General features: G+C 41.0%; 31 protein-coding genes. 6 read left to right on the top strand and 25 right to left on the bottom strand.

Going from position 1 to position 24,827, the window contains the following annotated elements:
- Positions 1–71: 71 nt before the first annotated feature.
- From ACIGG7_RS16760 to ACIGG7_RS16770, 3 genes are all read right to left on the bottom strand, one after another.
- Positions 72–884, bottom strand: a complete 813-nt coding sequence (locus tag ACIGG7_RS16760; protein WP_224940508.1) for a CAP domain-containing protein — start codon at positions 882–884, stop codon at positions 72–74.
- A 319-nt stretch (positions 885–1,203) separates the two neighbouring features.
- Positions 1,204–1,563, bottom strand: a complete 360-nt coding sequence (locus tag ACIGG7_RS16765; protein WP_397550334.1) for a hypothetical protein — start codon at positions 1,561–1,563, stop codon at positions 1,204–1,206.
- Between the two features lie 97 nt (positions 1,564–1,660).
- Positions 1,661–1,942, bottom strand: coding sequence for a hypothetical protein (locus ACIGG7_RS16770; RefSeq protein WP_224940506.1), 282 nt, complete (start codon positions 1,940–1,942; stop codon positions 1,661–1,663).
- A gap of 71 nt (positions 1,943–2,013) precedes the next feature.
- Here ACIGG7_RS16770 and ACIGG7_RS16775 point away from each other — a divergent pair, with 71 nt between their 5' ends.
- Positions 2,014–2,259 carry a DNA alkylation repair protein gene (locus ACIGG7_RS16775; protein ID WP_224940505.1) on the top strand — a complete coding sequence of 82 codons (246 nt, stop codon included), beginning with the start codon at positions 2,014–2,016 and terminating at the stop codon, positions 2,257–2,259.
- Between the two features lie 58 nt (positions 2,260–2,317).
- Here the strand turns inward: ACIGG7_RS16775 and ACIGG7_RS16780 are convergent, their stop codons facing one another.
- From ACIGG7_RS16780 to ACIGG7_RS16795, 4 genes are all read right to left on the bottom strand, one after another.
- The gene (locus ACIGG7_RS16780; RefSeq protein ID WP_224940504.1) at positions 2,318–3,937 is read right to left on the bottom strand and encodes an MDR family MFS transporter; all 1,620 of its coding nucleotides are present in this window, start codon (positions 3,935–3,937) and stop codon (positions 2,318–2,320) included.
- 154 nt (positions 3,938–4,091) lie between these two features.
- A complete protein-coding gene (locus ACIGG7_RS16785) occupies positions 4,092–4,517 on the bottom strand; it encodes a MarR family winged helix-turn-helix transcriptional regulator (protein WP_397550335.1) in 426 nt (141 codons plus the stop codon).
- A gap of 86 nt (positions 4,518–4,603) precedes the next feature.
- A complete protein-coding gene (locus tag ACIGG7_RS16790) occupies positions 4,604–4,963 on the bottom strand; it encodes a DUF2085 domain-containing protein (RefSeq protein ID WP_397550336.1) in 360 nt (119 codons plus the stop codon).
- Positions 4,964–5,289: 326 nt separating this feature from the next.
- Positions 5,290–6,210: a CobW family GTP-binding protein gene (locus tag ACIGG7_RS16795; protein WP_397550337.1), complete on the bottom strand. Its 921-nt coding sequence runs from the start codon at positions 6,208–6,210 to the stop codon at positions 5,290–5,292.
- Between the two features lie 215 nt (positions 6,211–6,425).
- Here ACIGG7_RS16795 and ACIGG7_RS16800 point away from each other — a divergent pair, with 215 nt between their 5' ends.
- Positions 6,426–7,151, top strand: a complete 726-nt coding sequence (locus ACIGG7_RS16800) for an AlbA family DNA-binding domain-containing protein (protein WP_397550338.1) — start codon at positions 6,426–6,428, stop codon at positions 7,149–7,151.
- Here the strand turns inward: ACIGG7_RS16800 and ACIGG7_RS16805 are convergent.
- The 5 genes from ACIGG7_RS16805 to deoD form a co-directional block, all read right to left on the bottom strand.
- Positions 7,139–8,068, bottom strand: a complete 930-nt coding sequence (locus tag ACIGG7_RS16805; RefSeq protein ID WP_397550339.1) for an LCP family protein — start codon at positions 8,066–8,068, stop codon at positions 7,139–7,141. The two genes, ACIGG7_RS16800 and ACIGG7_RS16805, sit on opposite strands and share 13 nt — an antisense overlap.
- Before the next feature lie 126 nt (positions 8,069–8,194).
- Entirely contained in the window at positions 8,195–9,655 is a 1,461-nt protein-coding gene (locus ACIGG7_RS16810; protein ID WP_397550340.1) for a lmo1851 family serine protease, read from the bottom strand.
- A gap of 117 nt (positions 9,656–9,772) precedes the next feature.
- The gene (locus ACIGG7_RS16815; RefSeq protein ID WP_397550341.1) at positions 9,773–10,360 is read right to left on the bottom strand and encodes a YitT family protein; all 588 of its coding nucleotides are present in this window, start codon (positions 10,358–10,360) and stop codon (positions 9,773–9,775) included.
- A gap of 145 nt (positions 10,361–10,505) precedes the next feature.
- Positions 10,506–11,345 carry a M15 family metallopeptidase gene (locus ACIGG7_RS16820; RefSeq protein ID WP_224940496.1) on the bottom strand — a complete coding sequence of 280 codons (840 nt, stop codon included), beginning with the start codon at positions 11,343–11,345 and terminating at the stop codon, positions 10,506–10,508.
- Between the two features lie 147 nt (positions 11,346–11,492).
- Positions 11,493–12,197, bottom strand: a complete 705-nt coding sequence (gene deoD / locus ACIGG7_RS16825; RefSeq protein ID WP_224940495.1) for a purine-nucleoside phosphorylase — start codon at positions 12,195–12,197, stop codon at positions 11,493–11,495.
- A 130-nt stretch (positions 12,198–12,327) separates the two neighbouring features.
- On the opposite strand from deoD, the gene ACIGG7_RS16830 reads away from it, so the two are divergent.
- The gene (locus ACIGG7_RS16830; protein ID WP_263628063.1) at positions 12,328–12,450 is read left to right on the top strand and encodes a hypothetical protein; all 123 of its coding nucleotides are present in this window, start codon (positions 12,328–12,330) and stop codon (positions 12,448–12,450) included.
- A 17-nt stretch (positions 12,451–12,467) separates the two neighbouring features.
- Positions 12,468–12,611, top strand: coding sequence for a hypothetical protein (locus tag ACIGG7_RS16835; protein ID WP_224940494.1), 144 nt, complete (start codon positions 12,468–12,470; stop codon positions 12,609–12,611).
- A 72-nt stretch (positions 12,612–12,683) separates the two neighbouring features.
- Here the strand turns inward: ACIGG7_RS16835 and ACIGG7_RS16840 are convergent, their stop codons facing one another.
- From ACIGG7_RS16840 to ACIGG7_RS16850, 3 genes are all read right to left on the bottom strand, one after another.
- Positions 12,684–13,004, bottom strand: a complete 321-nt coding sequence (locus ACIGG7_RS16840) for a YodL domain-containing protein (protein ID WP_224940493.1) — start codon at positions 13,002–13,004, stop codon at positions 12,684–12,686.
- A gap of 96 nt (positions 13,005–13,100) precedes the next feature.
- Positions 13,101–13,871 (bottom strand): sporulation protein, encoded by a 771-nt coding sequence (locus tag ACIGG7_RS16845; RefSeq protein WP_224940492.1) that lies wholly within the window; start codon positions 13,869–13,871, stop codon positions 13,101–13,103.
- Between the two features lie 17 nt (positions 13,872–13,888).
- Positions 13,889–14,686, bottom strand: coding sequence for a serine/threonine protein kinase (locus tag ACIGG7_RS16850; RefSeq protein ID WP_397550342.1), 798 nt, complete (start codon positions 14,684–14,686; stop codon positions 13,889–13,891).
- A 303-nt stretch (positions 14,687–14,989) separates the two neighbouring features.
- Here ACIGG7_RS16850 and ACIGG7_RS16855 point away from each other — a divergent pair, with 303 nt between their 5' ends.
- A complete protein-coding gene (locus ACIGG7_RS16855) occupies positions 14,990–16,081 on the top strand; it encodes a DUF2515 family protein (RefSeq protein ID WP_397550343.1) in 1,092 nt (363 codons plus the stop codon).
- Between the two features lie 124 nt (positions 16,082–16,205).
- Here the strand turns inward: ACIGG7_RS16855 and ACIGG7_RS16860 are convergent, their stop codons facing one another.
- Positions 16,206–16,382: a YozD family protein gene (locus ACIGG7_RS16860; RefSeq protein WP_224940489.1), complete on the bottom strand. Its 177-nt coding sequence runs from the start codon at positions 16,380–16,382 to the stop codon at positions 16,206–16,208.
- 125 nt (positions 16,383–16,507) lie between these two features.
- On the opposite strand from ACIGG7_RS16860, the gene ACIGG7_RS16865 reads away from it, so the two are divergent.
- On the top strand, positions 16,508–16,678 hold the full coding sequence (locus ACIGG7_RS16865; protein ID WP_224940488.1) for a hypothetical protein: 171 nt from the start codon (positions 16,508–16,510) through the stop codon (positions 16,676–16,678).
- Here ACIGG7_RS16865 and ACIGG7_RS16870 read toward each other — a convergent pair.
- From ACIGG7_RS16870 to ACIGG7_RS16910, 9 genes are all read right to left on the bottom strand, one after another.
- Positions 16,662–17,321 carry a hypothetical protein gene (locus tag ACIGG7_RS16870; RefSeq protein ID WP_224940487.1) on the bottom strand — a complete coding sequence of 220 codons (660 nt, stop codon included), beginning with the start codon at positions 17,319–17,321 and terminating at the stop codon, positions 16,662–16,664. The two genes, ACIGG7_RS16865 and ACIGG7_RS16870, sit on opposite strands and share 17 nt — an antisense overlap.
- A gap of 200 nt (positions 17,322–17,521) precedes the next feature.
- A complete protein-coding gene (locus tag ACIGG7_RS16875) occupies positions 17,522–17,746 on the bottom strand; it encodes a YozE family protein (protein WP_224940486.1) in 225 nt (74 codons plus the stop codon).
- 87 nt (positions 17,747–17,833) lie between these two features.
- Entirely contained in the window at positions 17,834–18,118 is a 285-nt protein-coding gene (locus ACIGG7_RS16880; protein WP_397550344.1) for a YokU family protein, read from the bottom strand.
- Positions 18,111–19,538 (bottom strand): lysine 2,3-aminomutase, encoded by a 1,428-nt coding sequence (gene kamA / locus ACIGG7_RS16885; RefSeq protein ID WP_224940484.1) that lies wholly within the window; start codon positions 19,536–19,538, stop codon positions 18,111–18,113. Before kamA ends, ACIGG7_RS16880 begins: the two co-directional genes overlap by 8 nt.
- Before the next feature lie 95 nt (positions 19,539–19,633).
- Positions 19,634–20,467 carry a putative beta-lysine N-acetyltransferase gene (ablB, locus tag ACIGG7_RS16890; protein WP_397550345.1) on the bottom strand — a complete coding sequence of 278 codons (834 nt, stop codon included), beginning with the start codon at positions 20,465–20,467 and terminating at the stop codon, positions 19,634–19,636.
- 208 nt (positions 20,468–20,675) lie between these two features.
- Complete coding sequence (locus ACIGG7_RS16895; protein ID WP_224940482.1) at positions 20,676–21,935, bottom strand: peptidase; 1,260 nt, start codon at positions 21,933–21,935, stop codon at positions 20,676–20,678.
- A 14-nt stretch (positions 21,936–21,949) separates the two neighbouring features.
- Positions 21,950–22,612: a 3-oxoacid CoA-transferase subunit B gene (locus ACIGG7_RS16900; protein ID WP_224940481.1), complete on the bottom strand. Its 663-nt coding sequence runs from the start codon at positions 22,610–22,612 to the stop codon at positions 21,950–21,952.
- Positions 22,591–23,289, bottom strand: a complete 699-nt coding sequence (locus ACIGG7_RS16905; protein WP_397550346.1) for a 3-oxoacid CoA-transferase subunit A — start codon at positions 23,287–23,289, stop codon at positions 22,591–22,593. Before ACIGG7_RS16905 ends, ACIGG7_RS16900 begins: the two co-directional genes overlap by 22 nt.
- Complete coding sequence (locus ACIGG7_RS16910; protein ID WP_397550347.1) at positions 23,290–24,597, bottom strand: aspartate aminotransferase family protein; 1,308 nt, start codon at positions 24,595–24,597, stop codon at positions 23,290–23,292. It abuts the gene before it with no gap.
- Positions 24,598–24,827: the final 230 nt, after the last annotated feature.

The following is a 24,827-nucleotide window of genomic DNA, read 5'->3' on the forward strand; positions in this document are numbered from 1 at the left end:
GACATTTTTTAATTTGGGGAAAATAAAAAAACAGCCTCTCCAAGAGAGACTGTTTCTTTAAACCAATGAGATTATTTACCGATGAATTGTTGAGTCCAGTAGTTACCATTTTCTACATATCCCACACCGATGTGAGTGTAGTTTGAGCTCATGATATTTTTACGGTGACCTTCACTGTTCATCCAAGCTTGTACTACCTCTTCCGGAGTCTTTTGACCCATGGCGATGTTTTCACCTGCAGAGCTGTATTCAATACCAAACTGCTTCATCATGTCGAATGGTGAACCGTACGTAGGGCTTGTATGAGAGAAGTAGTTGTTCGCTTGCATATCACGAGACTTCTCGCGTGCTACTTTACTTAATTCTGCATCTACTTTAAGAGCAGGAAGTCCTTGTTTTGCACGCTCTTGGTTTGTTAACTCTACTACTTGTTGTTCGAACTGGCTTAATTGACCAGACTGTTCAGTCGCTTGTTCTGATTGTTGTTGTTGCTCATTTGCAGCTGGAGCAGGTGCTTGTGCTTCTGCCTTTGGAGCTTCTGCTTCTGGAGCAGGAGCTTCTGCTTTTGGTGCTTCTTGCTTAGGTGCATCTGCTTTTGGCGCTTCATTTGCTGGTGCAGGAGCTTCTGCTTTAGCTTCTGGTGCCTGCCCCTTCAATAATTCTTGAACATTGATATTCTTACCATCGATTTGATATTTTGATAGAACATCTTGTACAAATTTATTAAGATCTTCTTGATTTCCATTATATTTAAATGCGTTCGCTTGTTGAACGACCTTATCTTGAGATGGACATGGTGCTGCAGCGTCAGCTTTACCTGCTGCGAATGGAGTTGCTAATAATGTTAATGCTGTTGCTGTTGAAACCATCATTTTCTTATTCATAAAAATGAATTCCTCCTTAGTGAATGTGTTTTTCTGTGCTGCACATTCATCATACCACCCTGTTTTTGTTACATTTACGGGAGAACTTGGAAACTAGAAATCAATTGTTCTATTTTGAAAGACAATTTTTCTATAGTACTATAGTAACCACTGATTCTAGTAGGGAGAAAAGCCATTTTATTTGATTTACTTACATTTCCAATAGGAGAACGAATTGGGTTCAGCGACTAATTATTACCGGTATATGATTCTTGACAGGTTTTAAACAGCTTAGATAATGTAACTAATGTTACAGTCACGTTTCAAAGAATGAAGGATTTCACCCTAAAGAAAGGTATTCATTACATTTTTTGTCAGAACCAATGATCAAGTATCCCTCTACATTGAATCCAAGTCGTTTTAATTGCCTCACGCCTACATTACATTCTATAAGGTTGCTCCCCATCACGAGCAAAGGTCCTTCAGGAATATCACTGAAATATCTTCTAATATACCCACAAGGTAAGGCAACTACATCATCGCAATCTCCTTTGGAAGAGTCTTGATAATCCCTGACGTCGACTACAATATGTTCCGACGTCACTTCTCGAGAGAACCACTGTCTTGTTCTTACCGGAAAATATCGATAGTACATCATATATGAAAACACACTGACTAGTAATAAAATTAGTACTGGCATACTGACATCACCCTTTTAATATGAATACCTACATTATATACCTATATAGGTATACAGAAAAGAAAATTGCTCGAAAACCATTTCAATCTGTCCCTTTTCAACCCCGTACTTTAATTAATTGCTCGGCAACCTCTATATGTATTTCAATTAATCCGACTTTATCATCATTCGATAAGCTTGAGTCAGCAATCCTCTTTGTGGCTGTAAAATATTTATCATTCATGGACTTACGCACCCTTGGATGACTATTCGCATCTTCGAGTTCACGTTTAATGGCTTCTTTCAAAATTTGTTCCGGTGAAGCGTCTCCTTCAGGTAAAATCCGATTTTTCCATATTTGTCTATAGGATTTCAGCAGATTACCGAATACTTCCGACATAATAAAACATCCTTTACATAAAAAGTTTAGTATGTAAGCATACTAGAAAAAAACGAAGAAAGGTGATATCAATGACTACACCCTATCGCTGCCCTAGCTGTAAAACGAATCGCACTCGATTCAATATTATACAACAAGTACCACAGAGTGTGAAACTTGATCCTGCTTCCGGAGAGGTCGTTCAAAGTTATGAGCAAGGTCAACTCGATCCATTTCACCTCGCTTACAACGGACCTGAATTAAAAGTTCAATGTGCAGCCTGCGGACTTGTTGAAGATGAAATGACATTCAAGAAATTTGGAGAAAGCACCATGTAAATAAAGTAAAGGGTAAACCTCTGTACATCGAGGTTTACCCTTTTATTATAGTTGGATATTAATGATTGGAAGCTTCTTTAAGTTTCGCTTCTTTTTCTTCTTCTGTGACATCTTTGTTTGACATTCTTAATGGAATCTCCTTCATAAAGAAGGTTAGTACGAATCCAACCAGGAGAATGATGGCTCCGATGAAGAACACATTGGTTAAAGCATAACTTAAAGATTCCCTTACACCATCTAAGATCGATGCATATACTCCTTGGAATTCTTTTGGTAATGTTGATTGAAGTTCTTTTAATTTTCCACCGTTCATAATGTTCTGAGGATCTTGGAGCTGTTTCATCACTCCACTGGTCTTAGGATCTGTAAGTAAAGGTGAGTCCTTCACTGAAGACATTTTCTCCGTCATCTTGGACGTCATAGAAGAGTTCATCACCGTTCCCATGATGGCTACTCCAATTGTTCCACCAATTTGTCTGAACAATTGTGTAGCAGCTGTGGCCACTCCGAGAAACTTATGCTGTACGGCATTTTGAACCGTGAGTGTGAACACAGGGAAACTGAGTCCAAGACCTGTTCCAACTATTATAATATTGAGTAAGGCTCTCGCATTGGTAGTGTCCGTATCCATGAAAGATAATAGAAGCATCCCTGTACTCATGACGAACAATCCGATAAGGGCAAGAAATTTATATTTCCCCGTCTTTGTTATGATTTGTCCACCGATTGTACTTGCAAACACCATGCTTAATGTCATCGGCATCATGACAAGTCCTGATTTAGTGGCAGATGTACCCATTACACCTTGAATGAAGAACGGCATATACATGATGGCCCCAAACATTCCTGCTCCGAGTATGAAACCAATGATATTTGAAAGGGTAAAGATCTTGTTCTTAAACAATTGAAGCGGAAGCACAGGATTACTTGCTCTTCTTTCCGTAATGATGAATAGTACTAGTGCTACAACCGATAATGTCAGTAATCCAATGATCTGAATAGAAATCCATTCATAATCACTCCCCCCCCAGGTAAAGGCGAGCAATAATGGAATGATCGTTAAGGTTAACATGACGGAACCTAAATAATCCACTTTAAGTCCCTTGTTCGGCTCTTGGGAAGGAAACATTTTATAAATCATTCCGAATGCGATGAACCCAACGGGAAGGAATACCCAGAATACCCAGTGCCAATCGGCGTTATCCACGATCCATCCCCCTAGAGTTGGACCGAATACACTTGCAAGACCAAACACACTGCTCATTAACCCCTGCCATTTCCCTCTCTCACGCGGGGAGAATAAGTCTCCTACAGCGGTAAATGCTGTAGACATGATCATTCCGGCTCCGAATCCTTGGATTCCCCTGAAAATGATTAACTGAATAATAGAAGATGAAAGTCCGTTTAAGAACGAACCAATCATGAAGACACCAATCCCAAGCAGGATAAAAGGCTTCCTTCCATACATATCTGATAATTTCCCCACTAATATAGCGGTAACTGAGCTAGTCAGCATAAAAATGGTAAAGACCCAGCTATAATAATCCATTCCGCCAATTTCAGAAATGATTTTAGGCAATGCCGTTCCAACAATGGTTTGATTCAATGCTGCGAATAACATGGCTGACATAATGGCAATCATGATCAATACTTTTTTTCGATGTTCTAAATGTTCCATAATTCTCTGTCTCCCTTAATATTTATAGTATGAATAATTAACTAACTTAAGTAAATGAGCATAATAGAAGGGATGACCGCTTTTAAGGTCAACCCTTATTATTCGTTCCTGTTCAACACTTCTCTTCAGAAGATCAGGACCTAATCTCATTCGATTACTTGCGTACCGATGAATTCAGCAACTTCTCAAACAATTCAATCAGATGGTTGATCTCGTCTTTGTCAAAGGTTTGAAATAACTGCTGAAAATAGTGTGATTTCTTCTCTTCACACTGTGCAAGCACTTCTACCCCTAGAGATGTGAGAGTCAACTCTACGACTCTGCGATCTTCATTCGACCGCTGTCTAGTAATATAGCCTTTTTCAACTAATGTATCTGTAATGGAGGTGATGTGACTCGCTGAAACTTCCATACGCTTAGAAATTTCAGAGGATTTCAATGCACCATTTTCCCTGATGAGTTGAAGAACGCGAAATTCTCCATTTGAAATGAATTCTCCAAAGATGGTTCGAATATCTGATTTCATCATTCTAAAAACGGATCTAAATAATCCTTCTAGCTCGAACAATTCTTTTCCCACTAAAAATCGACCTTTCTTACACTCAATAAATACTTCACTAAGTTAACTATTAAATAATATACATTTTTTTAGAGATTGTCAATGATTTAACTTGTTACTAATATGATGAGGCTGACTCCCCATTTAGACAATATGACGATCACCAGCGATAAACCCATTCCACAAAGCAGTCCTGTTAGCAACCGAAGAAAATTCGTACTCCGTCTCCATCCCCACTTTTGAGTGAATCCATCCACTAAGAGTGGGATGATGAAAAGAACGGCCATCAATAGATAAACAAAGGTCAACGCTTGAAAGAACAACAATGTAAAAGAAACTCCCAGGATCATCCCAAAAAGGATCCCCATACACCTGAAACAGAGCGGGAATTGTTTACCTTTCACATTCAGTGACCTCTCCGGCATTCTGTGACAAGGCATAAAGGAAAGTGTGATCCATTCATTCATTTCTTTCCCTCCTACGGACTGCAGTCTGGGGTACAGTCACAGTCAGGTGAATCACAATCGAATTTATTCCCTCGCGGAGCCGGCAAACAGTCAGGTGAATAAATAGCACAATCCCAACAGTCATTTGATCTTTGTCCCTTCTGTTGTTTCTTCTGATAGGATACAACCGTCCAGATGAATAACACGATACTGAGGACGATCAATCCAGTAAATATAAATAACTGCAACCTGGATTCATATATACCTAAGCCATATATTCCAGTAATAAATAAAATGAGTTCTACACTAAACAGTAGAAACACCATTAGGATTCCCCACTCCTTGGACTACATCATTAGGTCAATCTTCTGTAAAGACTGTTTTATTTCTTCTTTATGTAATTTTTCCCCAATTATGACGAAATTGGTGGGATAATTCATTTCTCCCGGCATGAAGAGAGGCATGCCGTAAGAATACTGAAATAATGTTGGATATCTCCTTCCCTGTAGAGGCACATATCCCTTCATTCTGTAAATGGTATCAGGCTGATTTTTCACCCAATCTTCAAAGGCTTCTCCATTCACTTTTCCTTTGAACGTATATACAACCGCTTGTAAAGTTAAATGATCACCAATTGAGGCTTGGTTGTGGGATACCGATCTTTTATGTGCTTTTAAAGACAGGATATCCTCCATCGAAACTTGGGAGTAATTTGTTAGATATACTTTGGCACTTGGATTGATTTGTTGTAATTCATATGAGAATGTTCCCTGCTCCATTTCACTAAGCAGGTCCATTTTATTTGCTACAATATACTGTGCATGACGGATTTGTTCTCTCATCAAATGTAAGACTGCCGGACTGAAGTCACCCCTGTTCCGCCATTGGAGTCCGTCCACCACAGTGACAATCCCTCTGAAATCGAATCGATCGGCAAACAGTGGGGACAAGATAGAATCCACCACCTCAACCGGATGGGCTGCCCCCGTCGTTTCAATGACCAGCACATCAAATTCTTCATTCATTAAGAGCTCCTGGAGCTGGGATTCCAACTTTTCAGATATGGTGCAGCAAATACATCCATCAAGAAGCTCCCTTAGTGCAGTATCATCATCAACTGCATCACTGTCAATCGATACACTTCCTAATTCATTCATCAATACTGCCGGTTTTTTATTATGATCCTTTAAGGATTGAAGTAATTCTTTCAGTAATGTCGTTTTCCCACTGCCAAGAAAACCTGATAATATGTATACATCCTTTTTCATGTAATCTTCCTCTCCATTAATTCCTATCCATATTCTATTAGAAAGCAGGCAGGAAAACAACGGAGATCCCACTTGAAAGAATGATCTATTCGAAGAATTATACGATCAGGAGCGTTATCCCACTCTGATCACGCATAGAATGTAGTATGTAACAGAGAGAATGATCGAATCAATGGCAAGATAAATTTGTGATGAATGTAAAAGGTGGGAGTATCATGTATTATGAGAAGATTGTTCCCCTTAAGTTAAGAGATTTCCTAAAGAATCCTTCTCATGAAACATTGAAGGATCTTCTGCTCCATAATACCGGTGAAACCGATTATGTGGACTTTAAATCTGATTGGATTGAGTTCACCAAAATGGCAAAACATATCCTTGCAATATCCAATACAGGAGGCGGATGCATTATCATTGGTGTTATGCAATTCGATGATGGGTCCATTGATTTGAAAGGCTTGACGGACGAGGAATTTTTGGATAAAGCAGATGTTGATAATAAACTGCAACATCTGCTTCCAAAATCTTTACGATATAGAACGGAAGACTTCATATTCCCTGAAGCCACTCACCCGATGATGTGTCATAAACGGTTTCAGGTACTTATCATTGATTATGATCCGAGATATGTCCCTTATACTTCTATTGTCACAAGGGGAGAATTGCGATATGGGGCCATTTATGCCCGGCAAGGAACAAAAACCATTGAAGCCACTCACGAAAAACTGGTTGATGTCATTCTCCGCAAAGTCCAATCAGGGGGATCCGACAGCGATGAGCGAACATTAAAAGAGCACCTTGAGCATATCAAGGTACTCCACCTGGAACATAATCTGGCTGAAGATCAAAAGTATAGGAACTATCTTCACGATTTAATCATAAGAAAAATGAAGAAGATTGAAACATATCTGGACCTTGATTCTTCAGATTTTTATTCATGGTAATGTGGATCTAAAAAAACCATTATGGCTTCACGATTCTTTTGTTCATCCATTTTAAGAACAAGACCAGCGTGCGTCGTAGAGAAATCAGTGAAGCTGCCCTCGATGGGTATGCGGAGGGTCTCCACTTTATCGATGGGATTTAATAAAACAGACATACCATATTTCATGATTTCGCTTATAGGTGTGGAAGTTTCAACGTTATTTAATCCTTCCCTGATAAGAGAAGTGATCGTTGTCATGCCTTCACCCGATTGGATCGTTTTCATGAGATTCTCTTCGGCTAACCGAATGATTTCCTGCTGTCTCTCTACTCGTCCAAAGTCGTTGTTGACATCTCCCCTGAACCTTACATATTGCAGGATTTCTTCCCGTTTCAACACTACTTCCCCGGGTTCTTTCAACCACTTCCAGTGATTGATCATCGGCTGGGTTATGCCAACCTTTACCCCTTCAGGGAACACAAGATCCATCATGCTGATGAAATCATTGAAGTCAATCTTCACGGTATGTTGAATCTTCAAATCGAAATTTTGTTGTATCGTTTCAACCAGCAGTTCTTCTCCACCCCAAGAAAAGGCATGATTGATTTTACTCTTATCATGTCCGGGGATTTCTACGAATGTGTCCCTCATGATGGAAACGAGTTTAACCGTAGATGCTTGAGGAATGTATTGTACCACCATCATGACATCAGCACGTGCAGCTTCGTCCTGTCGCTGATCAGAACCAATCAGAAGGAAGTTGACCGGTTCCATTTTTTCGAGTGGAAAGAAAGATTCGCCCTTTACGCTTAGTAAGTTATCACCGGCCGTGCCTCCCTCTGCAGCAGGAAGACCCTCATCTCTCCAAAACGGTGAACCGCTTATGAAAACAATGGCAGAAAGCACGATTGCAAAGGTCAGTACGATTTTTTTCATTGAATCACCTCATATATACTTTCATTGTTGGTATCGAATGCTTATTCTATACGAGGGATCAAAGACCAAATGAGCTATTAGAAAGGAAATAAAAAAATCCCAGGTGAATTCACCTGGGACCACTTATCATTGTTGTTTATTCAAAATCTCAATGGCTTTTTTCAATTGAGGGTCGTTATCTTTCAACTTCTCCCGAAGATCGGTCATAAGCTTCAAGATGGTTTCCCCATTTAATGTACCCGTCACTTCTAGATCATTTTCTCCTTGGAACTTTTTAACGGCTGTTGTTGTATCTTCATCATAATAGCCATCTACTTTTCCAGGGTTGATGTCTAATGCCTTCAGCATTTGCTCTGCTGTCTTAACCCCTTCAGATAAATCTTCTTCCTTCATTTCCTTGTCAGGATTGATGTATGGAAGCTGGGCATAATCAGGCATCTTCACTTCTACATCCGGTTTGATGCCCTTCTCATGAATCCAATTACCGTCAGGTGTCAGCCATTTAGCTGTCGTAAACTTCATATTTGATCCATCTTTGAAGGTCTCAGCCGTTTGAACGGTCCCCTTCCCGAACGTCTTTGTTCCGATCAAAGGAATATCATTGGATTCGCTCACCGCTGCCGAAAGGATCTCGGCTGCACTTGCACTTCCTTCATCAACCAGGACGGCTGTCGGAACGTCTACCTTTTGACCTGATTCTGAGACATATTTCTGCACTTTCCCTTTACTATCTTCCACCTGGAATAATGTTTTCCCTTCAGGAACAAATAGATTTGAGATTTTGACTGCCTGATCCAATAAACCACCAGGATTTTGTCTAAGGTCTAAGACAAGCTTCTTCATGCCTTTATCGTTCATTTCATTAAGAGCTTCTGTCAGTTCTTTGTACGTATTTTCGGAGAAACTGGTGATCTGGATTTCAGCCACACCGTTATCCTTCATTTCTGCATAAACCGTTTCAATCGGAATCTCGTCTCTTGTGATGGTGACTTCCATAGGCTTATCCTGACCCGGACGCTGTATGGTCAAGGTTACCTTCGTGCCTTTTTCACCACGTATTAAAAGGACCGCATCCGTTACAGACATTCCCTGTATGCTTTTGTCATCTACCTTTGTGACGATATCATTCGGTTGCAACCCGGCTTTTTCTGCAGGAGAACCTTTTATCGGAGAAACAATGGATATATAGCCTTCCTTCTCCTGGATTTCTGCACCGATCCCTTCAAAAGAAGATGAGATGCTTTCCTCGAATTTCTTCGCTTCTTCTTCATTCATGTAATCAGAAAATGGATCTCCTACACTGTCGATCATACCGTTGATCGCACCGTTGACGAGAGTATCCTCATCAAGATCCTTGTAATAATTTTCGTTTAATTTGTCATAGGCTTCATACAGTTTCTGAAACTCCGAACGCTCCGTAACCCCAACGTTGACCGCTTTTTCGTCACCGAACGCAAGTGCAAACGTTGTGATTCCCGCTGTAAGGAAAACAAGGAAAAAGAGGAGCATGACAAACTTGAATTTTTTCATTTTTATGAAACTTGAATGCGTTTCCTGTTGCGACTGTTCTGTCTTATCTTGTTCCAAAGCTTCCACCACTTTCGTTGCTATGTAACTCCTGTGAATTTCCGTTTAGACTATCATAAATCTTGCCACTGAGCAATCAAATGCTCATAACTACTTTATTTTATCAGCTTTTCCTTGTTAGTGAAAGGAAAATCCACCGTCTTCATTATGATGCGTCAAAATCGTCGTAAAAAACCCTACCGTGCTGACAGCCAATAGAGAATATAGAAATGCCTCGGTCCCGATGATCGGAAAGCCCACCATAAGCACAATGCTATCAAAAGCAAAGATCAACTTGCCCACATTAAAGCCAAAACTTTTCCCGATCAACTGTGCCAATAAGTCTGATCCTCCTGTGGCTGAATTCCCCCTCAGCATTAATCCAATCCCGATCCCAACGAAAGCACCTCCGAAAATGGCACTCATAAGTGGAGGGATATTAATCATCATATGCCATTGATAAAAAAAATCGATCATCAAGGAAGAAAGCCACAGGCCATGGATACTATTATAAAAGAGGGCCCTGTCTTTCATGAAAGCAAGAAAATAGAGGGGCACACTAAGAAGGATAATGGTCAGTCCCGGTTTGAAACCAAACCAGTAATGTGCTATTAAACCGATCCCGATCATGCCGCCATCCAGAAAATGATGGGGGACAAAAAATAGATTGATGCCTATCCCAACGAAAACACTTCCTAAAACGATAATGCCAAACACCCTCATCATACAATCCACCCACCCATTTGAAATTGGACAGCCCTATTACTGTTTTATGTGGGAATCCTCTAAAACAGAACAATTGGAGGAAGGGGCTTCTTTCAACAACAAACCAAAAAAGGTCAGGTAAATAGGCCCTGACCCTTTATTAAGATTAGATTTTCTTTACATTTTTAAAGTATTCTTCAAGAGTCCAATCGTTTTCGTGGATTACTTTTGCCGCATCCATTCCGACATATCTATAATGCCATGGTTCATATTGATATTGGGTAACGGAAACCTTATCCTCCGGGTATCGGAGAATGAAGCCGTATTTATAAGCATTTTCAGCCAGCCACTTTCCTTCTTTCGTTTCGGCAAATTCAATATTCACTTGAAATTGATTGCTTTCACTGGAAATATCCATGGCTAATCCTGATTGATGCTCACTTTGTCCCGGTGGTGCCACGGCCATGACCGCTTTTTCTTCACCGAATTGGGCAATTTCCCTTTCAAGGAGCATTTTTTGGTATTCGTACGATCGGTAACCAGAAATGGCTGTCAGGAAAACCCCTTTTGCCTTTGCATCTGCGAACATTTTCTCCAGCTGCTCTGCTGCTTCTTTACGAAGATGCGCCTTTTCCAGCTCCTGATTTCCGAATACAAATGGCACGTTTGGGCGAACTAAGTCAGCAGGCTTATATTCATCTAAAGCGTATTCCTTGTTTACAAGGGCTAATAGATTGGCTGGATTCTGAATGACCTGCTTACCGTCCACCTCTTTTACGTCATTAAAGTATCGGGATTCTAATTGCAGTTCTTCAGGGACCGTTTCTTCAGGCTGTTCCGGCACTGCTTGTTCATCCTGCCCGTTATCCGGTGCTTGAACGTTTGGTTCCTTTTCCTGTGACTCTTGTTGTTTTTGGCCAAATAAATCTTCTGACCACTCTTGTACTTGCGAGCACCCTGATAACATTACCAAGGAGGCAGCAGTTACGAAGATGATCTTTTTCATACTTTCACCTAGTTTCTCTAAAATGGTTCCATCCCCCATCTTACCACGTCAGAAGGATATTGTAAGCAGGAGAAACTTCACAAAAAAGAAAAACTGCCTAAAAACCCATTTTAGGGTTTTAGGCAGTTTCCTTTCCATTAAGCCGCTTTATTCTTGAATCGCTGCTTCCAAAGCTACTTCGATCATTTCATTGAAAGTGGTTTGACGCTCTTCAGAAGACGTTTCTTCACCTGTCAGGATATGGTCGCTTACAGTCAAAACGGATAGTGCGTTTCGGCCATACTTGGCAGCTAATGTGTAAAGGGCAGATGTTTCCATTTCGATGGCAAGAATTCCATACTGAGCCCATTTTTCATGCTCTGCATTATCATTGTAAAACATATCGGCAGTGAACACGTTTCCAACCTTTAAGTTAAGACCTTTCTGTACTCCCGCATCATATGCCCGTTTAAGCAAATCAAAATTCGCTGTTGGCGCATAGTCGATTCCGTTGAACGTTAATTTGTTCATTTGAGAATCTGTTGAAGACGTCATTGCCAGGATTACGTCACGTACTTTTACATCCTTTTGAATGGCGCCGCATGTACCAACGCGGATTAAATTCTGAACATTATAACTTTGCATTAATTCATTGATATAGATTGAAATGGATGGAACACCCATACCAGTACCTTGTACCGAAATTCTCTTCCCTTTATACGTTCCCGTGTATCCAAACATATTACGGACTTCGTTATAACATGTAACATCTTCTAAGAAGGTTTCTGCAATGTATTTTGCTCTAAGTGGATCTCCAGGTAATAAAACCGTTTCTGCAATTTCATTCTCTTTGGCATTAATATGTATACTCACTGATTTATTCCTCCTAACAATACTGTTGAAACACCATTGTAATCCTTTTTCAATCCATATGCAACGCTAGTAAATGGAAGGATAGAATGGCAAGCGGGTGGCAAAATAATAAGCAGAAGGAGTGATTCACATGGCTAACGAAAAAATGAGTAAGAAACTGAAGCAAGCAGTTCAACACGCAAATGAAACCAACCCTTCTACTCGCTCGGGAACCCAGCCGAACTCTTCAAGAACTGAAAAACGCAAGTCTTAGCAGGGGAGGATACACTGATGGGAAAAAAACACCGAAACAGAATCAATGCCCCAAAGAAAAATAATCATATTCAAAAAGAAGCATTAGATGCTGAGCATAATGCCCATGGAAAAGAGCAAACCGGTGCCAATAGAAAAAATGGTCCCGGACATAATATGTAAGTGAAAATGAAATAGGAAAGAGCTTTGCTTCAGGCAAAACTCTTTCCTATTTAAAATGCCTCTCTTCATTCTTTAATGGATGACGATCCTGTTCACTCTTTTCCAGCCATTTGGCTGAAGACGGTAGTAGAAATGGCCTCTCCGTCCTTCATCTATGAATACAATGTCACGTGTAGCTATATATCTGCCCTCATAATCCTTCGGCATTAAGTCTGGTACGTTAAAGGTTCTGAACGTCTGATACAGGGCTTCTTCATGATTATTTGCTTCTAAGGAGATTCTGTATACCTCTTCGTAACCTTTATCCTCACCATAATTGGGCGTTTGGAAAATGGTCATGTCATAGGTGGACCTCAAGAGCTTTGGACGAATGATTTTTTCAAGTATAGGCATGAGTACCCCTCCATCAATAAGTTGTACTCATACAATTACACAAACAGCTTGTCGAATCCTTCAAAGAATCTTGGGAACCTTTGTCGAATCGGATGATTACGCAAATTTGTCTATGGCATCTTGGAGCAGTGACGGTAATTGAGGGACATCTGAAGAACGAATGGACATTCTGATCATGGATTCATCCATCTCGAGAGCTTCCGCCAGAAAACCACCCAAGCCCCTCGCCCTTCTGTCCACTTCCAGAAGCAACTCGACCTGATCTTCGGTTTGATTTAGGAACATGACTTCAAGTTCATCCAACTTACGTTGGTATCGACCCTTCACCGGTACAAATTCAAATTCTTGTATGAAAGGATACCTCCCCCTGTAGCGACGAGGTGCCTCTTCACATTCCACTTTCCGAATCCTGAAGCCGAGTTCCTGTACAGAAGTCAGGATAGCATTCGTCAATTGGTTCGGTACAATCTCAATATAGTCTTTGTCTTTTGGATCGACTGCATTTTTGATATCCACTCCCGTTGCTACCCATACTCTTGTGTTTCCGTATGTTATCGGTGTTTCAAATGGTAATGTAAAAGAAAAGGGAATTTCCTTTTTTTCATTCTCAAGAACAGTGAACGGATTGGATATTTGCACCTTTTGAATAGGGGCATAATCGGTAAATTTCTTGTCATCCGATTCGCGAATATATGTAGTGAAGAGAGTTAAAAAGATGGCGTCGATACTTTGTTCCGTACTGCCTCCCGTAATTTCCACCACCCCGTTCACTATTTCTCCTGCTTCATAGCTTGATTTTTCCAATTTTGTATCAACTGTCGCGGCTCCTATACCTATTGAAGCAAATACTTTATTAAAAAATGACATTTGACCTTCCTCCTTGTTTATTCTGTTTGTAAAGTTTGAATGATCTTCTTCAAATCCTCCATCAGGTGAGAACCGTCCTGATATTCTTCGTCAATCTGCAGAAGTCTCCTTAAAATCGCTTTTGTATCCTGATGGATGGAGAGCTCAACTTCCCAGCTTTCTTCCCTTTTACCCAATGGATCATAAGAAGAATACAGTAAAAATAATAAAAAATGACCAATTGCATAAAAGTCACTTTTCTTCGATTTCCCCCTCATGAAATCTTTATGTACTTTGGGAAAATCTTCTTCGGTACGGATTTCACACGCAAGACCAAAATCGATGACTTGAAGCTCCCCTTTATCCAAAAGGATATTCGGAATTCTCAAATCGCGGTGTACATACCCTTTTTGATGAATGAAATCCACTATTTCCACTAACCTCAAACCTATTCGTAAGGATTCTTCCTCTGAATACCTTTTTCCTTCCTGAAATATCAATTCTTCAAAGGTTTTACCCTGCATTTTTTCCATCAGAAGATAGGGGATCCCCTTATATTCTCCTGCTAAAAGGAAACCAGGGATAGAGGGGTGCGATAATGTTTCAAGCGCATTTCTTTCATTCTGGACATATTGGACGTGATTGGAAAATACCTTTTTGTAAGGGCGTATCCGCTTCAAAATCGCCTCTTCTCCATTTCGGAGTTTGACTGAGTAGGTTGTTCCATAGCTTCCTTTCCCAACCATATGAGTGACTTCGAAGCCATCAACGTTATCACCTGATTTCCACGTGTGTTCGAAAGCATTGATCAGACTACGAAAGAGTGTATGAATCATTTTGGCGTCCTCTCCAGGTCAACTGCTAAAGAAACTGGAAAAAAAGCTTTTGCTCTTATGCTTTTTATAATGGTGATGACCAAAATGTTTATGTTTCGATGATTTATGCTTTTTCCACGCATCACTGGAGCTGTAATAATGAGGTTTTGACGAACCAAGTAATCTTTTAATGATTTTCTTCAACATAAACTACCCTCCCAAGAATCTTTTATCTTTCTTTGTATTCATATATACGAATTATTTTTGATTTAGTTTCAAATCAAATGAACAATTTTTTTCATTCCAACAGAGAGGCGGGATCATTTGGGTTATTCTCTCTTTCGAAAGATTTTAAACCTGTTCAAACCAGGTAAAAATGTCCATACATCACCGCTTCTCGATCTACAGGCGATCGATCGGCTTTACGGGCAAATGAATGATGTTCCTGTTCCTGATATCTACTTCCCTGATGATATCAGGCTCTATCATGAGATCTGCAACAAGGTGCAAAAATATAATGTCAACAATTTGACCAGAACATCTTCCTATCTTGCACTTTTTAAGAAACACCCTGAACTTGAGTGGTCTTTTCTTGCTCACATGGTGTCGAGGAATGCTGGTTATCATATGACAGATATCAGAAGCCATATTCTTTCGCACGTATTGGATAGTCATGAACAACGCTCTCTCTTCACGTTTCTGGAGCGATGCAATTCAGCCATCTTCGAAGACGCTTTTCCCCAGTTATTACTTTATGAACAGTGGAAATTAACCGGTCACTCATCTTTTCACCTCTTAAAAAAATTCAATGTCTCCTTATTCATGCGTACCATGTGGGATGAATATCTTCAATCGGGGGACCAACACGTATTGACGATTGCACTCATTATGAATGAGCAGCACATGATTCAAAAGAGAATACTATCTGATCCACACTTGAATATCGGGGTGGAAAAGTGGAAGTTTTTTTTACAAGATCGTTTGGAATTCACTTCTATCCTCTTTCCTTATGGAAGAAATCACCCACGTTCTCTCGCAGGACTATCCGTTTCACAATTTGAGAAAGTGAATAGCAGAATTTTGTTAGGAAAGAAGTTGTATAGTGTACTATTTCATCCAATCGTCTTTCCTACCGCAGTTTCCTTCTCGATCCACCATCCACATACCGGCTCAAGAAAAGATTACTGGCCGCATATTTATTCGAAGGAAGGGGGAGAAAAGCGCCTCTACAGTCCCGAGTTAAGGTCAGTATGGGAAAACCTTCCGTCTGAGCGTCTTTCCTCTTCTGACTGGTTTATGGACCAGCGGGTTGAGGTGCTGTCGCCTCTTCTGACAATGACCATGCCCCATCATTTCTCCATGACCAGGAGATGGAAGGCACGGACTTCTATTCTCATAAACCTAAAGAGGGATTAACTCAAAATAATGTGCCTCCATGCTTCAGGAAAGAAGACATGAGAGGCACATAAGAGTTAATCCTTGTTATATGAATGGTCAATCCAGACTATTTGAATATCCAAATCAAATGGTTGAACAGATTCTATACATCATCTTCCCATTCTTCATCAATGATGCATTTGGCAATCAGATACTCGAAAGTGATATCCGCTATTTCTTCAAGCTCATCTTCGGTCGGTACATATCCTCTTTGAATAAGTTCTTTCATGAAGAACTCAGCAATTTCCTCGGTGTCGATAAATACTTCTATCTCCCGCATGTGATCGCCCCCTTTGATTCTCAATTTATGACCATACTCTCCCGGTTATGCCAGAAGAAAAAAAGTTTTCATAACACTTTAAAGACAAGCATAGACTTTATCATCAAAGGCAGAGGAGCGATAATATGTTACATACACTTACTCAGAAAACCAAATCAATGTTAAAGGGGCTTGAAAATGGGGAAGGGATGATTGTTTCAGGTATGCAATGGATCCTTCGTGTCATCCTTGTGTCATTCTTACTGATAAGCGTCCCCGTATTTCTATATATTATGTGGCTCATTCCTTCTCTTTAACTATAGATTGCGAGTTTGTATGATTTTTCAACTGTTCTAACACATAATCCATTTTATTCTTGTATTTATTATCCTGGAATAGGAGATACAATGTTTTGTAGTCATTATAATGATCCAGGAGCTGATCAATCCAGCTTGGCTTAGGATGCGCAGGTGAATGAAGTGATTTCGATTTCCCTTCTTTTTTTTGCGGAAAAACGAACCCATATTTTTTTATAAATGCTTCTGCCTGCTCTTCATCTGCAACTAAGGTAATTTCATCTTCATCTGCCTCCAGCCATTCACCATCCGTGATCCTCATTAATTCATAGATCACATCTTCCCAGGCATCGTCTTTATACCTCCATATTTCTGTTCTGAAGCCAACCACTTTAAAGAGGTCCTCTTCATACCCCTTCACAATGACAAGGTCTCCAAACAAAAATTTATACTCAATATCAATTTGTTCCTGTTCAAAAATATATCCATCATAAGAATCAAGCAGTTCTAGTGCTTTCTCCTTGAATAGCCCTTCACTTTCATTCACTTCATATAGAAACTCTCCGTCAAGCTTTTTGATATCGGTAATCTTCCCGACAGTACCATAGATTGTAACGACTACCGTTTCCCCAACTCTGAATCTAGGCTCTTTTCGTTTCTTCATTCTCCCCTCACCCTTAATCGCCTTTTTTATATGATATGCAATTACAATCGTATCGGTATACACGAAATCCCTGACTACCTAATCTTTAGGGTAAGAAATGTTTTTAAAATGAGGTTTCTAGATGAACAAAATGGGTTTTGAAAAAAAGGACCGACGTTTGTTCCTAACAAATGTCAGTCCTTTGGCTTAAGGTATTAACTTCATTCCTTTTCATCTAACTGATAATGATCCCAGGCTCTATCAAAAATGGACATACTCTCAAGGTAATGCCCATTCATTTCCAGGTACGAACTGATTTCATCGTATTGCCGCGATTGTTTCGGGAAGCCGTGATCATCATAAGCTGAATTGGCAAATCTCGTCATATCATCTTTGGCAGTAGGTTGCCTAAATTTCATTAAATAGTGATAAAAGGATTTTCTCATTTCTTCCACCTGCCCTGTTCCTTTTTTAAAAGGATAGCGGAAGTATACAGATTCGTAAAGTGTTTGAACTAAAAGCGGGCATCCCTACTAAAATCGAAAGTAATTCCTTTTTAGTAACCTTGGTAGGTTCATCAACTCTTCATAAGGAATCACTTTATCAATCAATCTGGTATCTATCAGCATGAGCTGATCTTCAATCTCGTTGATGACTGATTCTTCCTGATACTCCATATCACAATGACTACAGCATACGCTCGGCACATTCACAATCTGAATCGCTCTTGAGCCGTCGGGCAGCTCCCAATACACATTTGATAGATGGGCCTGGGCCTTATTTTCTTCACACCATTCGCACGTTTTAAATTTATCCATTTGACGATTCTTCCTTATCATCATTTTGATTCTGATTCATTTTGGAAAGCATCGCTTTATGCTTCTTTTCTTTGAGTTGATCCCTTTTCCCTCTGAAATCTTTAAGGGAGTTGTGATCCGGATTCTCCTGATATTCCTTGCGACGCTCAAGGCGTTTGAGTCCGGCTGGTGTGAGTGATGAATGGGTCTGGTTCATCAACCCTGCGATTCCTATCGTCGGTTCTTTGATTTCTTCATCATGATACACTTCTTTAAAATAGTCGTCTGCCCTTCCAGCAACGTAATCCTCGGGTTCGGGATAAGTGGATATGACTCCTTCGAAATTACGGACAACTACCTTTGAAGCACTTTGGGAAATTAAATAGTTGGGCTGTAAGGAAATTTTCCCGCCTCCACCCGGGGCATCCAGGACGAAGGTAGGTACCGCGTAACCCGATGTGTGGCCCCTCAACCCTTCGATGATTTCCAGCCCCTTGCTGACAGGCGCACGGAAATGCCCGATTCCTTCAGATAAATCACATTGATAAATATAGTATGGACGAACGCGAATCTTAACCAGGTCATGCATAAGCTTTTTCATGATTGGGACACTGTCGTTTATCCCTGCAAGGATCACTGCTTGATTCCCTACAGGTACCCCTGCATTTACAAGCATTTCACAAGCCTTTTTCGATTCCTCGGTAATTTCGATGGATGTATTGAAGTGGGTATTTAACCATACTGGATGATACTTCTTTAGAATATTACATAGGTTCTCGGTGATCCTTTGTGGAAAGACGACGGGCGCTCTCGTTCCAATGCGAATGATTTCGACATGGGGAATGTCCCTTAGGTTCTTTAGAATATACTCAAGAATCTGATCATTGATCAGGAGACCATCGCCACCAGAGAGCAAAACATCCCTTACACTTGAAGTTTCCCTGATATATTCTATTGCTGCATCCAATTGCTTTTTGGGGACCCCCATACCAATCTGACCGGAGAACCTCCTTCTCGTACAATAACGGCAATACATCGAGCATTGATTGGTGACAAGAAACAACACCCTGTCCGGGTACCGGTGTGTCAATCCGGGAACGGGTGAATCTTCATCTTCATGTAATGGATCCTCTAAATCATACTTCGTTTTATGGATTTCTTCTCCAATCGGGACGGATTGCATCCGTATCGGACAACGGGGATCATCCTCATTCATCAGCCATGCATAATAAGGGGTGATATTCAACGGGATGGTCTTGGTTGAGATTCTAACTCCTTCTTCTTCCTCAGGAGTCAAGTTCACCACTTTCTTCAAGTCATCAAGTGTTCTGATCGTATTTGTTAACTGCCATAACCAGTTATTCCATTGTTCTTCTGTGACATCCTTCCAAAGTTCAATATCCTTCCAATCCCTTTTGGGTTTATAGAGATTCATTTTCATCTACTCCACCAACTTTCCAAGAGTTTCTATCCAACGGATTCATATCACGCTTTAGAACAACCGATGCAAGACAATTGGATTCTCGGTCAACTCTACTACGTTTGACTTAAATCCCTTTCCCAAAGGTTCATATCTTCCATTTTGTCAAAGATGATGCAGTTATTCGCAAGCCTCCCCCCGTATGTGTATCCAAGTTGATGGAATGCCGCATTCATGCCAAATGATAGCGCCCTGGCAATGGTATAGGCGCAAAAAATATTCTGATTGATCAATTCATCTTCCAATCTCCTTAACAAATGCTTCATATATCCTCCCTTGCGATGGGAAGGCCTGGTTGCACAGTCTGTTAGTTCAGCATTTTTATAGGTTGATGATATTTCTGCAGAAGCAGCACTGACAATCCTCCCATCCTGCTCGATGTACACAAAGATTGTCCCATTTTTCATGGATTCCTTTACATAGTCAGGATCATGTAATGGCACAGGATAAAGCATAAATACTTCCCTATACAAATCCGCTAATTTCTCTGCGTACTCTTCGGTGGCGACAGAGATGGTCCTGTCTCCAACTAGTTCTTGTCTATCAAGTTGTTGAACCGCTAGGAGAATCTCATCCTCTTTTCTCCAATAGGAGCTATTTCTCCTGTCATCCGTCAGAAAACGACTCAAAAAAAATGCCCTGTCTCCATTAAAGTAACCGTTTACGCCCCCTTCCAGAATAAACCCTCTTTCCATAAACCAGGAAACCTGTTTCGCCTTGGCCTTAACAATAACCTTATCTAACCGATAAGACTCAGCCTCATGCATGACATATTCCAGCAATCCCCCTGGGTTCCCTCTGAACTCATCCACCCGAATCCTTCGATTGTAGTCATCTTTATAAATGGTCGCTTCAAGTTTAGGTTGTTTTATATATTCGTATGTTTGCATCCTTATAAGCCCCTTTTTAACCAACATATGAATGTAAGAGATAAGTTATGAAACAAACAGCCATAAAAAGGGAACAACCCTTATCTATAAGCGAGTTGTTCCTTCTGAAGGTGATATGAATATAGATGGAGTGCTGGATATCTGGCATGGGGCCGAACCATAATGAATTCATGATATTACTCTTTACCCCATTATGATCTGAAATAAGCTATCTATTACACCAATCAATCATAAAGAGAGAAAGAATTTCGGCCGTCTGATAAATCCGCTCAAGTTCAATGTATTCGTTCGCGTCATGTGCTACTTGTGTTGTTCCCGGACCAAATACAACCACTGGGATATCGCCACCTTGAGATAGGATTCCACCGTCCGTTCCCCATGGTGACGCTTCAATGATCGGATTCGCTCCCATTACCACTTTTGCTTGTGCTGACAGGGACTTTACTAATTCATGGTCACTAGGAAGGTTCCCAGGCTGCCAACGACCGCCAAACCATTCCACTTCAACAGGGTGTTCTTTAAACCATGCATCAACCATTTCCATTCTTGACATTTCTGTCAGAAACTCCTGTTCGACATCTTGAAGTGTTTCCCAAGGGCCAACGCCTATCCTTCCTTCTATTACTGCCGTATCAGGGACAGAAGACGGCCATTTTCCACTCTCGATTCTCCCGACGTTCACAGGTAATGGAATCGGGATCGTGCTATATAATGGATCATCCACCTTATCATTACGTTTTTTTTCTAATGTGTGAAGTACCTGGACGACCTTATATGCCTTATCAATTGCATTCACCCCTTCATATCTAGTACCTCCATGAGCAGATTTCCCTTTCACCTTTAGACGAAACCACATGGACCCTTGCTGTTTCGGGAAAATCTTCATATTGGTCGGTTCCGGGATGATGGCTGCATCCGCTTTATACCCTCTTACTAAAGCGGCTAACGTTCCCGTCCCTCCACTCTCCTCCTCAATGACACTCTGAAAGATGACATCCCCTTTCAAGGGAATTCCAAGCTCCTTGATTACATCGATAGCCAGAAGCAAAGCAACGGATCCTCCCTTCATATCCGTTGCCCCACGTCCGTAAAGCTTTCCGTCCTCAATGACTCCGCTATAGGGATCATGGAGCCAATCCTTCCTGTCCCCCTCAGGTACAACGTCAATATGCCCATTTAACAGCAGGCTCTTCCCGCCCCCTGTCCCTTTGAGGACTCCGACTACATTCGGATTTCCTTTAAAATTCTTTCGATCACATCGATAAAACGGGTGATGTTTAACATCATTTTCATTGATTTCCCAAATATCCAGCTCCAGTCCAAGCTTTCTGCACTTTTCAATAATGATAGCCTGTGCCTTCGATTCGTTTTCCCTGACACTATCCTCCTGCACAAGCCTTTGCAGAAGCTTGATCGTTCTCTTCTTTTTTCCCTCTATTATTTCTCTAATGAGACAATGAGTTTCCATTGAATTTCCTCCCCCTACCCCAAATATTTGATCTGAGGGCTTAAAACATAACGTGCATCCGTTGTCTCTTCTATATCCTTCACCGTGTATGGATGGAAGATCTCACTCAGAATCAATTGATTATTTGCAATGGTGAAGACAGCCCGATCGGTGATGATCATCGAGACACAGCGATTCGCTGTTAGTGGAAGGGTACATTCCCTCACGATTTTACTACCTCCATGTTTGTCCAAATGGGTCATGAGTACAATGACCTTCTTGGCTTTAGAAGCAAGTTCAGTTGCTCCCCCCATCCCCGGAACTTTTTTCCCCGGTATGATCCAATTCGCAAGATCCCCTTTTTCACTTACCTGAAGTGATCCAAGAATCGTCAAATCAATCTTGCCCCGCCGGATCATGGCAAAGGCTATGGAGCTATCTGTATAGCATCCCCCGTTCATCAATGAAACCGGGTATCCTCCTGCATTGCACAAATTCTCATCTTCACATCCTCCAACTGGTGCAGGACCGATTCCGATAATTCCATTTTCAGATTGAAATACGACAGGAAACCCCTGGGGAAGGTGATCTGGGACAAGGGATGGTATACCAATACCCAAATTGACAATCATATTTTCTTTCACTTCCAGCGCAGCCCGCATGGCCATCTTTTTCTTCAGTTCGTTTCCCAGGCCCATTTCCAATCGACTCCTTTAGACAATACAATATGATCAACAAATACACCTGACGTCACAATTTCTTCAGGATCCAGTTCTCCATAAGGCACGATTTCCTCAGCCTCAACAATGGTAATATCAGAAGCCATTGCGATGAGTGGATTCGTATTCCTTGCGCTCTTATCATAGATGAGATTTCCAAATGTATCAGCCTTTTTCGCAAAGACAATGCCCACTTCGGCAACCAGGGCGCTTTCAAATACAAAACGTTCCTCTTCTATTTCAAAGAAAGTCTTACCTTTATTCAAATAGGGGTCATCCACCCCTATTTCACTTACGATTCCCTTTAAGCCCACGCCCCCTGCCCTGATTCTCTCTGCCAATATTCCTTGTGGTGAGAATTCAACCTCTAGCTTCCCCTCACTCATCAACCTTCCTGCGATCGGGTTGGATCCAATATGAGAGGCGATCACTTTCTTCACTCTATTTTGTGCCACCAATTGACCGATTCCTATATGGGGGAATCCTGTGTCGTTTCCGATGATCGTCAACTCATTCACCCCCCAATTCAGCAGGTGATTTATAATAGTAGGTGGAGATCCGACGCCTCCAAACCCACCAAACATCAGTGTCATTTCATTTTGGAAAAAATTTCGTATATCTTCAAATTGACTCACTTTATTATGATGGCCGGACATCTACTTCACCTTCCATTTCTCTGCTGCGATTTGAAAGGTGCTTCTCAGCCTTTTCGCCATTTCATCAAGCTCCCTTTTTGTACTGTTCAAAGGAGGTGCTACCATAATGGCAGAACCCTTTCTACCATCAATTCCGGCTGCAGCAGGATATAATAAGATTCCATTGTCCACGCCTGTTTGAACGATAAATGACGTAAATTCTCCACCACGCTCAGTAAATTCAATGCCCAGCATGAGGCCTCTGCCCCTAATATCCTGGATATAAGAAAATTCATTTTGACATTTTTTTAAAAGGTTCTTTAAATACGTCCCTTTCTGTTCGACATCTTCAATGATTTTTTCTGAGTCGATCAGCTTTAAGACGGCCAATGCAGCAGTTGCCGACATGGGATTGCCACTAAAGGTGTGACCACTCATGATCACTTTACTACCATGTAATATCGGTTCCATGATCTTCTCTGATATGAGGGTCGCTGCAATGGGTGCATATCCAGCGCTAAGGCCTTTACCAATCGCCACAATATCAGCATCTACTCCCCATTGTGAAAGGGCAAGGAAAGTCCCTGTCCGGCCACACCCTGTCATCACCTCGTCTGAAATGAACAAAATGTCATGCGCATCACAGATTTCCCTTATCCGTTCATAATATCCCTTCGGTGGCGTGATTGCCCCGCCTGCCGCTCCAATGATCGGTTCTGCGATAAACGCTGCAATATTTTCAGCACCTATTCTTCTAACCATCGTATCCAGCTGGGAAGCACAAGCCAGACCACAGGAGGGATGGGTTTTCCCAAATGGACAGTGCACACAATATGGCGGCTCGATTGTGGGCCAATCTCCCAGAAATGAATCGAATCGTTCCCTTCTTGTGGGATGTCCAGAAGCAGATAAAGCCCCAAAGGTGATTCCATGATAACTGAGCCACCTAGATAAAATCTTCCTTTTCATCGGCTTTCCTTGCTCCTGCCAATGTTGAATGGCGATTTTGATGGCCGTTTCCACAGCTTCAGACCCGCTATTCACAAAGAAGGTCCATGGATACCCGGTTTTGTCATTCAAAAAGGCCGCTAAATCCTCTGCAGGCTGATTACTGAACTGAGATCGATACACAAAAGCCACTTTGTTCCCTTGATTCACAATCGATTGAAGAATATCTTCCATACCATGTCCCAAATTTGCCGTCACCGCTCCGGAACAGGCATCTACATATTCGTGACCTTCGGTGTCATATAAATAAACACCCTTTCCATAATCAATCGTCGGATAATGTTCCCCAATCAACGGTTTTATTAAATGCGAATGAGGCATTGTTCTCCCTCCTGAAAGAATCAGATTCGTACTCTCTTTCGATTCGCTCATCTGGATGCTCATCAAGATTTCCCTTACATTATTCATATGTATGAAAAGCCGAATCTTTCTTTCTTTATCAAAAAACACCTTTGTATCTTTCACTTTTTCTTTGAAGAAACATAGCTGTACGATAATTCATGAAAGAAAAAATATGAACCGAACACTATTACAAGATTGAAATATACTAA

The organism is Rossellomorea sp. NPDC077527, from assembly GCF_044542955.1.
Classification (GTDB): domain Bacteria; phylum Bacillota; class Bacilli; order Bacillales; family Bacillaceae_B; genus Rossellomorea; species Rossellomorea aquimaris_E.